7 protein-coding genes are annotated in these 11,915 nt (G+C 74.5%); all 7 read left to right on the forward strand.

What is annotated here, in order from left to right:
• Positions 1–564, forward strand: a 564-nt coding sequence (locus tag Q7W29_13505; protein MDO9172837.1) for a hypothetical protein, incomplete at its 5' end; no start/stop codon positions are given.
• 14 nt (positions 565–578) lie between these two features.
• Positions 579–1,409: a hypothetical protein gene (locus Q7W29_13510; GenBank protein ID MDO9172838.1), complete on the forward strand. Its 831-nt coding sequence runs from the start codon at positions 579–581 to the stop codon at positions 1,407–1,409.
• Positions 1,385–2,386 (forward strand): NHL repeat-containing protein, encoded by a 1,002-nt coding sequence (locus tag Q7W29_13515; protein MDO9172839.1) that lies wholly within the window; start codon positions 1,385–1,387, stop codon positions 2,384–2,386. Before Q7W29_13510 ends, Q7W29_13515 begins: the two co-directional genes overlap by 25 nt.
• Positions 2,387–2,394: 8 nt before the next feature.
• The gene (locus tag Q7W29_13520; protein ID MDO9172840.1) at positions 2,395–5,865 is read left to right on the forward strand and encodes a hypothetical protein; all 3,471 of its coding nucleotides are present in this window, start codon (positions 2,395–2,397) and stop codon (positions 5,863–5,865) included.
• Positions 5,834–7,660 carry a hypothetical protein gene (locus tag Q7W29_13525; protein MDO9172841.1) on the forward strand — a complete coding sequence of 609 codons (1,827 nt, stop codon included), beginning with the start codon at positions 5,834–5,836 and terminating at the stop codon, positions 7,658–7,660. Before Q7W29_13520 ends, Q7W29_13525 begins: the two co-directional genes overlap by 32 nt.
• Before the next feature lie 19 nt (positions 7,661–7,679).
• Positions 7,680–9,740 (forward strand): NAD-dependent DNA ligase LigA, encoded by a 2,061-nt coding sequence (gene ligA, locus Q7W29_13530; GenBank protein ID MDO9172842.1) that lies wholly within the window; start codon positions 7,680–7,682, stop codon positions 9,738–9,740.
• A partial coding sequence (locus tag Q7W29_13535; GenBank protein MDO9172843.1) for an ATP-dependent DNA helicase occupies positions 9,730–11,915 on the forward strand: 2,186 nt, incomplete at its 3' end. The genes ligA and Q7W29_13535, both read left to right, overlap by 11 nt.

The raw sequence follows: 11,915 nt of genomic DNA on the forward strand, positions 1-11,915 counted from the left end.
AAGCGGGAGGACTTCTACGACTACCTCGACGCGCACAGGAGCGAAGCGCAGCTCAGCGCCGCGTTCGGCGACGCCACCGGTTTCGAGGCGGGAACGTTCTATTACCAGGTGCTCGACTACAGGGATCTGTCCCTGTGGGTCTCGAAGGAAGCCGACGAACGCGAGTACTACGAGAACGCGGGCAAGTGGGACCAGTTCGTGTTCGGCTGGGATGATTTCATCGACCCGCGCGGACAGCCGAACTGGTGGCAGGACACGGACCCGACGTGGGACGATCCCACCGACCTGGATACCAGCATCCTGAAGGACGTGCGTGTCTCGGCCCACCGCGAGGCCTACCGCGCGCTGCGCCAGGAATCCAACGAGGCCTTCGACGACCGAGACACGCTGGTCTACCTGAACATGTTCACCCGCGTGTTCAGCATGGTGCAGGTGGCCTACCTGCAGGGCGTCTTCTCGGGCGGCGGTTCGACCGCCATGAACGTGGCCGGCCACGACCTGGCCCTGATCGCCGAACCCCGCGGGCTGACTTCCAGCCGGCTGGGCGTGTCCATCTCCTACTGACGAGGCGGCAGACCATGCACATGTCCCTGCGACGGATCGTGATCGCGACGGCGTTGACCGCGGTGGCGTGCGCCGCGCCGGCGGCGGCCGATCCCGGCCCGGACCTGCTAAGCGCGCAATTGGCGGCGACCGGCCTGGCCGCCGCCTCATCCCGTTGGGATGTTCAGGATCTTGGGGACGTGCAGGAGCTCGGCGGCGCGACCGTCGGCGGCGTCCGCCGCGAGCCGACGAGCGACGGACCGCACGAATTCGGCCGCAAGATGACCGCGGGGCTGCTGTCGCTGGCGCTGCCCGGCGCCGGGCAGTTCTACAACGGCGATCGGGACCGCGCCCTGGCCTTCGCCGGCGCGGAGGTCGCGGTCTGGACCGCCTACTACGTCTTCCACAGCCAGGCGAGCGGCTACAGCGAGGACTACCGCGACTACGCGCGGATCTTCGCCGGCGTCCGGGATTCCGAGCACACCGAGAGCTACTGGCGGGCGGTGGGGCGCTTCATGGAGAGCGAAGACTACAACACCGCCCTGATGATGGAGGCCCGGGCCGAAGGCCTGGACCCCACCGCGGCGCCAGGGCTGCTCGACCCCGCCGAAGGCTGGCTGTGGCGCAGCGAGGACCACCGCGGGAACTACCAGGACCTGCGCTCCGACGCGAGCAGCGCCTACTCCCGCCGCGACTTCATGATCCTGTTCGCGATCATCAACCGCGCCGTGTCGGCCTACGACGCGGTCCGTGGCGTCGGCGCGGGCGATCACCTGCTGGAGGTCGCCGGTCTCGGTCTCGACCTCGAGTCCCGCCCGCAGGGCGGGCACGGGGGCACGGCATGCGTCATCTCGCGCTCGTTCTGAGCCTCGCCGCCCTCCTCGGCGGCTGCGCGCCAGCGCCGCCGGTCCGCGAGGGCGACGATGCCGCGATCACGGCCGGAGATGCGGCCGACGACGCCGTGGCCGATGAAGCCGTGGCCCGGCCCTACGCCCTGGAATTCCTGCTCGCCTACGAGAACGTGCGCTCGGCCCCCTACTACCCGCTGGAAGGGCTGGCCGGGGTCTGCTGGTACGGCGACGGCAGCCTCTACCTCTGCGACGAGAAGGCCGGCCGCGTCCACGGCTACAGCCCGTCCGACGACCTCTGGTTCCAGTTCGACAGCCCCGGGTCGCGTTTCTTCCGGCCCGTCGACGTGCGGATCGACCACTTCAAGGTGCTGGTGCTGGACATGGAGGGCCGCAGCCTGCTGCGCTACGATCTCGGCGGCGCGTACCAGGACCAGCTGGTGAACTTCGCGCACCTGGATCCCGGTTTCGACCGGCTGCCCTCCAGCTTCGACGTGGACCTCGACGGCCGGCTGGTCTTCACCGACGCCTCGGAGAGCCAGGCGCTGCTGCTGGACTCGTTCCTGGCGATCCAGACCACGGTCGGCGGACCCGGCTCGCACCGCGAACAGTTCCAGGAGCCCAGCGGGGTCGCCTTCCTGAACGACGGCAGCTTCGTCGTGGCCGACCGCGCCAACCGCCGCCTGCAGCACTTCTCGAGGCTCGGTTACCTGGAGCAGGTGGTCGGCGGCGAGTTCGACCGCCACAACGTGCTGCTGACCCCGCAGGGCCTGGACACCGATCCCGACGGCAACCTGTTCGTGGCCGACCCCGCGGGCCGGGCCGTGCACGTCTACGCGCCGGACCTCTCGCACCTGTTCAGCACGGATTCCTCGCTCGGCCTGCTCGCGACGCCGCAGCTGCCCATCGACGTCGCGGTCGGCCCCGACGACCTGCTGGCGGTCGCCGACCGCGATCGCCAGGCGGTGCTGATCTACCGCATCCTCTACCGATAGGAGCGGCCGTGCGCGGCGTGCGGCATCCCGTGCTGCGGTCCGCGTGGCGGCTGTCGGCCGCCTTCGTCCCGGTGGCCATGCTGGTCCTGCTGGGCCCCGGCGCGGCCGCGACCCGGGCGGATCCGGCCGGCCCCCCGACCTCCCTGCGCGAGACCGAGTGGCACCTGCTGCAGCCGGGCACCGCGAGCCTCGTCCTGTCCCACCCCTTCGTGCGCGCCGACGGCTTCGAGGCGGTCGTCGCCGGCGTGACCTGGCGCGCCGACACGGACTACCGGCTCGACGGGACGCGCGGCCTCTGGTACCCGCTGCGCCCGCTGGGCGACCCGGGCATGGTCGTCGTCGCCGTCCGCCTCGCCTACGACTTCATCCCGGCCGTGGTGCCGCCCGACGAGGAGCTGCACGCGGTGCGCGGGCCGCCGCCGGCCGTCGACGCGAACGCTCCCGCGACGACGGCCGGCGCGTCGCCGTCATCGCTCCCGGACGGCGCGCCGCTGGACGACCTGCTGGTCAGCGGCAGCAAGTCCGTGCGCATGGCGTCGGGCAACCGCCGCGACCTCAGCGTGGACCAGAACCTCCGCCTGGACATCTCCGGCCGGCTCACCGAGACCATCTCGGTGCGGGCGGCGCTGTCGGACGACAACCTGCCGGTGGTGCCGGAGGGCAACACCGAGGAGCTGCGCGACATCGACCGCGTGCGGGTGGAACTGAGCGCGCCGCGCTGGAACGCCGTCCTGGGCGACTTCGTGGCCGAACGCGGCGGCACCGCCTTCGGCGACTACCGGCGCAAGCTGCAGGGCTTCGTGCTGGAGGCCCGCCCGGGGGCCGCCGGCGTCGCGGTGCTGGCCGGTTCCCCGCGCGGCCTGTACCGCACCGTCCAGATCCGCGGCGAGGAGGCGAACCAGGGCCCGTACCAGCTGGGCGCCGGCGGGGCCGGCGTCTTCCTGGTCGCCGGCAGCGAGCGCGTGCGCCTGGACGGCCGGCCGATGACGCGCGGCGCCGACCGCGACTACGTCGTGGACTACGTGCGCGGCACGGTCACCTTCACCTACCGCCGCCTGGTCACCGCCGACTCGGAGATCGTCGTGGAGTTCGAAGAGGGGGAGGGACCGTACTCCCGCACCGTGGCCGGCGCGCAGGCGCAGGCCGCCGTCGACGTCGGTTTCCTCGGCGGGCGCACGGCCGCGCTGACGATGCGGCTGGTCCGCGAACGGGACGACCCCGTCCGCCTGCGGACGGGCGAACTCTCGGAAGCGGATCGCGCGGTCCTCGCCGCGGCGGGCGACGAGCCCGCCGTGGCCACGGGCCTGACCGCCGTCGCGGCGGGGACGGGGGACTACCGTCTCGACTGGGTGGGCGGCATCCAGGTGGCGGTGCACGACACGCTCGCCGGCGACTACCTGGTCGAGTTCTTCGACGCGGGTTCCGGGTTGGGCGACTACGGCGTCGCCTCGCTGACGGCCCTGGGCAAGACCGTCTACGAATACCGCGGTCCGGGGGGCGGCTCCTACCGGATCGGCCGGCTGCTGCCCGCGCCGTCGTCGCAGCGCTTGGCGACGTTCCTGGCGACGCTCGGCGACGCCCGCCGCCCTCTGGTGTCCGTGGAGTGGGACGCGAGCAGCCTCGACGCCAACGTCCTGTCCGCCAGGAACGACGGCGACGACGCGGGCACCGCCCTGCGCGCCGCGCTGGACATCGGCGAGCGACCTTGGCGGCCGGGCGGCAGGCGCGTGGGCGTCGTCGCGCTGCAGGCGTCGCACGAGGACCTCGGGGCGCGCTTCGCGCCGTTCCAACTGGCGCGCGACCGCTTCCGCTACGAGCGCTGGGGCCTGGGGGACCGCGCCCGCCGCGAAGGGTTCCTGCAGGAGCGCGACGCGGAGTCGTCGGCGACGGGCTCGTTGACCACGGGCGGCGGGAAGCGCCGCCTGCGCCTGGAAGGGCAGTGGGGCCGCCTGTCACACGGCGCGGCCCTGGACGCCCGGCGCGCCGGCGCCGAGGCCGGCTGGGCCTGGGGCCGTCTGGACGGCGCCTCGCGCTGGCAGGAGGCGCGCAGCGAGGACGACGTCGACCCGTTGGATGTCCTGCGGCGCGAACAGAGCCACGGCATCGGCGTCGATGTGGCCATCGCCCGCCCGTCCTTCGTCTACGAGCGCGCCCAGCACGCCGACGCCGCGGCGCCGGCGGGCCGGACGGCCGGCGCCCGCCGTCGCCGCTGGACCGCCGGCCTGGACGCCCCGGTCGACGCCGCCTGGGCCTGGGGCGCCAGCTTCGAGCGCGGGCTGGCCGACAGCCTGCGCACCGGGCACTGGGTGCGCGACCGCGACAGCCGCACCGCGCGCTGGCGGCTCGGCACGCCGGAGCTGGGCGGCGTCCGCCTGACCGCGGACGGCACGCTGCGGCGGGTCGAAGTCCCGGACGGGCAGGACCTCACCACGCGCCTCGCGCGCGTCGACCTGCACGGCCGCTGGGACCGCGCGGGCAGCGACTGGGGTCTGGTCTACGCGGTGGACAGCAGCCGCAGCGAGGTGCTCGACCGCCAGATCCTCTTCGTCGGCTTGCGGCAGGGGGACTACGACCAGAGCGGCGCCTTCGTCGGCTACGACCTGGGAGACTTCGACGTGGTGACCGTCGGCACCGATTCGCTGATCGCCACCACGGAGGTGAGCGCGGACCTCTCCTGGCGGCAGGATTTCGCCGTGCTGGGCAAGGACCGCCTCTGGGGCGCCTGGCAGTCGGTGACGCGCGCGACCGTGCGCGGCCGCAGCCGGACCGACGACGTCGGCGGCCTGATGCGCCTGGATCCCGCGCGGATCCTCGACGAACGAGACACGGTGCTGGGCGAGATCTCCCTGCGGCAGGACCTGTGGCTGCTGCGGCACCTGAAGCGCTGGGACCTGCGCGGGCGCTTCGAGTTCGACGAGGGCCTCGACCGCCAGTACGCGACCCATCCCGAGGAGCGGCTGCGCCGCCTGCACCAGGGCACGCTGACCTACAACGTCGACGAGCGCACGAGCCTGCGCCTGCGCGCCACGCGCACCGACGAAACCCGTGCGAACCGAGAGCAGGCGGTCTCCAGCAACCGCCCCTACGACTCGCTGACCACGGGCTGGGAGGTCGAGGCCAGCCGCCGACCGTCGCCCGGCAACGAGCTGGTGATCGCGCTGGACCGCGCCGAGCGCCGCGACCTCGTCTCCGGCGTCCGGCAGCGCGACTGGGGCCTGAAGCCGCAGGCCCGTCTGCGGTTCGAGCGTCGCTGGACGGGGTACGCCGAGATGCGCTGGTCGTGGGTGGAAGCCGACGAGCCGCCGGGCGCGCTGCGCCCGTACTTCTACCCCTATCCCGGCGGGAACGTCGAGGCCGCGTCCCGGCTGGCCTGGACCCCGTCGCCGACCCTGACCGTCACCGCCGGCTATTTCGGCCGTCGGCTGGGGGAGAGGGGGTGGCAGCACGATGTCCGCCTGGAATCGACGGCCCGTTTCTAGCGTCCTGCTGATCGCGCTGCTGGGCGGCGCCACGGCCGTTGCCGCGCCGGCGCCGTCGGTCCGCCTGTCGGCCGCGGCGGTCGGCGATCGCGGCCTGCAGGAACTGCTCCGCGACGACGCGGCGTGGCTGTCGTCCCTCCCGATCGGCATCACGGTCATGAGCGCCGGGGCGAGGGAGGACTCCCTACCCGGCTGGCTCGCCGATCCGGCACGGCCGGCCGGCGAGTCGCGGCGCCCGGCCGCATCCCTGGTGCGCGACCGCTGGCTCGAGCGCGGGTACCTGGGCTGCCGTGTGGAGCCGGCCGCCCCGGACAGCGGGTCGGTGCTGGTGGTGGAGCCGGGGCCGCGCTACCTGCACGGCGAGGTGGGGGTCGAGGGCGAGGACTTCCCGGGGCGCGCCGCCGCACTGGCCCGCTGGCTGCCGCGACCGGACGACCCCGTCGACGCCGACGTCTGGCGGCGGGCCGTGGCGGGCCTGCTGCGGGCGGCGGGGGAGGCCGGCCACCCCTTCGCGCACTGGATCGTGCGGCGCGCGGCGATCCGCGGGGACCGGCCCGTGCTGGACGTCACGGCGATCCTCGTGCCCGGGCCCGCCGTGGACTTCGGCCCGATGACCTCCGACCTGCCCGGCGGTCGCGGGTCGGAATTCCTGGCCAAGGCGGCGCGGCTCGCCCCGGGATCGCGCTTCCGCGAGTCGGCGCTGGCCGCGGCGCGACGCCGCCTGCAACTGCGCGACATCTACGCCGAGGTCGGCGAGCCCGTCGTCTACGCGACCGGGGACGCCGCGGCGGTCGGCGTGCACTGGCCGGTGCGCCTGAAGTCGCGGCCGAACCGCGCCTCGGTGATGCTCGGGCTGAGCCGCGACGGGCAGGACGGCGCCTCGCGCCTGAGCGGGCAGGTGGACCTGCGCCTGACGAACCTCGCCGGCAGCGGTCGCGGGCTGGACCTGCTCTGGACCGACGACGGCCGCGAACGTTCCCGCCTCGAGTTCGGCTGGCGCGAACCGCTGGTCGGCGGCACGCCGCTTGATGCGTCCCTGTCCGTCGGCCACGAAGTCCAGCAGCATGTCTCCACGCGTTTCCACCTGGACGGCCGCCTGCTCCTGCCGGTCACCGGTCCCTGGGGCGTGGAGTTCGGGCTGGGGCGCGACCGCAGCACCTACGTCGACGGCGCCTGGTCGGGCACGTCCCGCTGGCGCACCCGGGCGGGGATCCTGCGCCGGCGCGGCGATCCGGCGCGCAACGGCTGGTCGGGCGCCTTCGCCCTGGAATCGGCCCGCCGCGGCGCCGAACTGCGCACCGGCGACGGCGCCGTCCCCGGCGCGTCGTCCGGCGAGGTGCGTCAGACCATGGTCGAGGCGGACCTCGGCGTCGAGCGCTGGTGGGGGCCGGCCACGAGCACGGCGGTGGCGGGTCGCTTCCGGGACCTGCGCGGCGACGGGGCCGTCGTCCCCCTCACCGAGCAGTACCGGCTCGGCGGCGCGCGCAGCCTGCGCGGTTACCTGGAGGACCAGTACCACGGCGAACGGGTGGCGGCGGCGGCGATCGAACTGCGCTGGGGACGACCGGACCGCTCGCGTGTTTACACCTTCTTGGACCTGGGGTACGTTCGCGACGTCGCCGTCGACCCCGCGGATGCGACGGCGCGGATCACGACCATCAGCCACCTGCGCGGCTACGGGCTGGGCCTGCTGACGGCCTCGGCCGCCGGCGAGGTCTCCCTCGCGATCGGCTTTCCCGGCGCGTTCCGCTTCGAGGACGCCAAGCTGCACGTCGTTCTGCTGCAGTCCTTCTGACAACCGGTGGGAGCGAGGCATGGACACCCGCGAGGCGCGCAAGGCGGTGCGGACGTTGCGGGCGGAGATCGCGCGCCACGACGAGCTCTACTACCGCCGCGCCGCGCCCGAGCTCGAGGACGCCGAGTACGACGCCCTGGTCCGCCGCCTCGCTGAGCTCGAGGCCGCCTTCCCCGAGCTGGCCGAAGCCGCCAGCCCGACCGCGCGCGTGGGCGACGACAGCGACGCGCGCTTCCCCTCGCTGCCGCACAGCCGGCCGATGATCAGCCTGCAGAACAGCTACGACCTCGACGAGGTCGCGGCCTTCGACGAGCGCGTCCGCAAGGAGACGGGCCGCGCCGACGTGCGCTACACCGTCGAGCCCAAGGTCGACGGCGTGGCACTGGCCCTGCGCTATCAGGAGGGCGTGCTGACGACGGCCCTCACGCGCGGCGACGGGCGCGCGGGCGACGTGGTCACGGCCAACGCGCTGACCATCGCCGGCGTGCCGCCGCGGCTGCCGCCGCGCTGGCGCGAGCGGCTGCCGGGGCGACCCCGCTCCATCGAGGTGCGCGGCGAGGCGTACCTGTCGCTGCCCCGCTTCCGCGAACTCAACCGGCTGCGCGAGGAGGCGGGCCTGCCTCTGCTCGCCAACCCGCGCAACGCCGCCGCCGGCACGCTCAAGACGCTCGACGCCGCTGCGGTGGCCGCCCGCGGCCTCTCGCTCTTCTGCTACCAGATCCTCGGCCTGGACGGCGACGAGACGGGCCTGGCCACCCACGGCGACGAGATGGCGGCGCTGCGCGAGCTCGGGCTGCCGGTCAACGGCTTCCTGCGCCTGGCCGAGGGCGCCGCGCAGATCGCCGCCCACCTCGCGGAGCTGGAGGGCCTGCGCGACGACCTCGACCACGTCATCGACGGCGCCGTCATCAAGGTCGACGAGCTGGGCCTGCACCCCTCGCTGGGGGCCACGGCCAAGGCCCCGCGCTGGGGCCTGGCCTTCAAGTACGCGGCGCAGGAGGCCGAGACCCGCGTGCGCGACGTGGTCCTGCAGGTCGGCCGCACCGGGGTGATCACCCCGGTCGCCGAGCTGGAGCCGGTCCTGCTCGGCGGCACCACGGTCCAGCGCGCGACGCTGCACAACTGGGACGAGATCGCGCGCAAGGACCTGCGCGTGGGCGACACCGTGGTGGTGGCCAAGGGGGGCGAGATCATCCCGAAGGTCGTGCGCGTCCTGCTCGAGCGGCGCCCCGCCGGCGCCCGGGCGGTGCCGCCGCCGGACCGCTGCCCCGTCTGCGCGACGCCGGCGGTGCGGCCCGAGGGCGAGGTCGCGGTGCGCTGCCCCAACCCGCTCTGCCCGGCGCAGGTCGCCCGGCGGTTGCGGCACTTCGCGGGGCGGGACGCCGCCGACATCGAAGGGCTCGGCGAGCGCGGCGTGGCGCAGCTGCTCGAGTCCGGCCTGGTGCGCGACCTGCCCGATCTCTTCCGCCTCGACGCCGACGCCGTGGCCGCGTTGCCGGGCTGGGCCGGGAAATCGGCGGCCGCGCTCGTGCAGGGGATCGCGCGCGCGTCGCAGCGGCCCTGGGCGGCCAAGCTGTTCGCCCTGGGCATCCCCGAGGTGGGCGTGACGACGGCCGCCGCGCTGGCGGACGCCTACCCCGGCATCGACGCGCTGCGCGCGGCGGACCCGTCGGGCATGACCGCTCTCTACGGCGTGGGCGGGGAGATGACGCGCAAGATCACGGCCTTCCTGGCGCGCGACGACGTGGGGCGCCTGCTCGACGAGCTCGTCGCGCTCGGCTTCCTGCTGCCGGTCGAGGCCGCGGCGACGGCGCCGCCGCCGGCCGAGACCTGGTTCCGCGGCCGCACCTTCGTGCTGACCGGCACGCTCGCCACCCGCCCCCGCAGCGAGGCCAAGGCCCTGCTGCTGCGCCTGGGCGCCAAGGTCGCCGCCGACGTCAGCCGCCGGACCGACGCCGTGATCGCCGGCACGGATCCCGGCGGCAAGCTCGACCGGGCGCGGGAGCTCGGCGTCGAGATCCTCGACGAGGAGGCCTGGCTGCAGCGCCTGCGCCAGGAAGGCGTCGACGATGGCGCCTGAAGCCGGCGACGGCCGCCTGTTCCTCTCGCTGCGCAACGACGATCCCGCCGCGCCGGTGCTGCTGCAGGACGCGCGCGATCCCGGCCGCTTGTTCGAAGTCGCCACCCTGGAACGGCCGGGCGGCGAGCTGCGCGGCGCCTGGATCCTCGTGGACGGCCCCGGTACGGACCTCGTGTCGCGCGAAGGCTGCCTGCTGGCGCCGCGCGGGCTGGTCTGGGCGCTGCTCGACCCCCTCGCGGCCGGGCAGGGCAACCGCCTGCAGCTGCAGGACCCGCTCGCCGGTCAACAGGCCCTGCGGCGCGAGGGCGGCCGCCTCTGGATCGGGCTCTCCCGCTGGCAGGGGCTGCCGGCGGACCTGAAGCGGGACGTGCGCCGCCTGCTCGCGCCCCTGCCGCACGCCGCGTCCCTGCTGGACCTGTTCGACGCCCTGGCCGCGGGCGGCGCCACGGACCCCTTCGACGGCCAGACGGTCCCGTTCGCGGCCCAGCCGCGGGGCGACGGTGCGGTGGGTCCGTTCCCGTCGGGCCTCGCGGCCGCGCACCCGCCGCCCGACGATCCCGAAGCCCTGGCCGCCTGGCTCGAGGACCCCGCGGAGTTCGGCCGGCTCTACGGCCCCTCCTTCACCCCGCGCGCGGAGCAGGGGATCATGGCCCGCGATGTGGCCGAGGCCCTGCGCACGTCCAACCCCCTCTTGATCGAGGCGGGCACCGGCGTGGGCAAGACCCTGGCCTACCTCGCGCCGCTGCTGACCCACCTGCGGCGCACGGGCGCGCGCGGCGTCGTCTCGACCCAGACGCGCACGCTGCAATCCCAGCTGCTGGAGCAGGACCTGCCCCTGCTCGCCGGGTCGGTCCCCGAGGTGGAGCACCGCCTGCTGATGGGGCGCAGCAACTACCTCTGCCGCACCGGCGAGCGGCGCTTCCTGGAGCGCTCGGCGGTCACGCCCGCCGAGTCGTGGGCCCAGGCGTCGCTGCGGCTCTGGCTGGCGGCCACGACCGACGGCCTGCGCGAGGAGGTCCAGGACCACCCGGTGCTGCGCCGCCACGTGCCGGAGATCTTCGACACGCCGGAGCCGTGCTCGCCCTCGGTCTGCTACGGCCCGCGCGAGTGCCACGTGCAGCGGGCCCGGCGGCTGGCCCGCGAAGCCCGCCTGGTCATCGTCAACCACGCCCTGCTCATGGTCGACTTCGCGGCGGGGCACACGCTGATCGGCGAGTACGACGCGGTGGTGGTCGACGAGGCGCACCGCCTGCCGCAGGCCGCGCTCGACGCCTTCGAGATCCGCTGCGACGCGTCCCGCTCGGTGATCATCGAGGACCTGCTCGGGGAACCCGCCCGCAGCCAGGGCGGTTTCCCGTCCGTCCCGCGTCGGCTGATCGCGGAACTGTCCCGCAGCGGCGAGGTCGGCGAGACGGCGGCGGCCCGGCTGGCCGACCTCGTGCTCGCGCTGCAGGGAGCGCTGGCCGCCTACCGCGCCTGGTTCGCGGCGCTCGAGGCCCTGTTCGTCGAACGGCGCGGCCAGCAGCGCCTGCACGGCAAGGTGCGGGTCCACGACCGCGACGAGACCTTCGGACCGCTGACGGTACGGACCACCGCTTTCCTGGACGCCGCCGCCGCGGTCGACCGGGCCTACGCGGATTTCGCCGCCGGCCTGGAGAGCGCGCCGGCGGTCGGCGACGACCTGGCCGACGAACTGGGCACGCTCACCCGCGCCGTCGAGATGGCGGCGCGCCTGCAGCAGGACGTGGCCTTCCTGACCACCGAGGACGACCCGGACTGGGTGGTCTGGCTGGAACCCGGTCGGGAGCAGGGCCTGATCGCCGCGGGAGCGACGCGCCTGGAGTCGGGGCCGCTGCTGGGAGATCTCTGGCGCCGTTCCAAACTCGCGCCGGTGCTGACCAGCGCGACGCTGGGCGTGGGGGAGGACTTCAGCTACATGGAGCGCGAGCTCGGCGTCGGGCGTCTGGGCCGCAGCACGGTGACGTCGCTGGTGCCCAGCCCCTTCGACTACCGCGAGCAGGCGCGCTTCCTGACCACGCCCGACTTCCCGACGCCCGACACGCCGGCCTGGCAGGCGGCGGTGGCCGACCTCGTGGAGCGCCTGGTGCGCGTGGCGCCGCGCAAGACCATGGTCCTGTTCACCTCGTACGCCGCGCTGCAGGGGGTCGCGGGCCG

The organism is bacterium (assembly GCA_030654305.1).
In the GTDB taxonomy this organism is placed as follows: Bacteria; Krumholzibacteriota; Krumholzibacteriia; order LZORAL124-64-63; family LZORAL124-64-63; genus PNOJ01.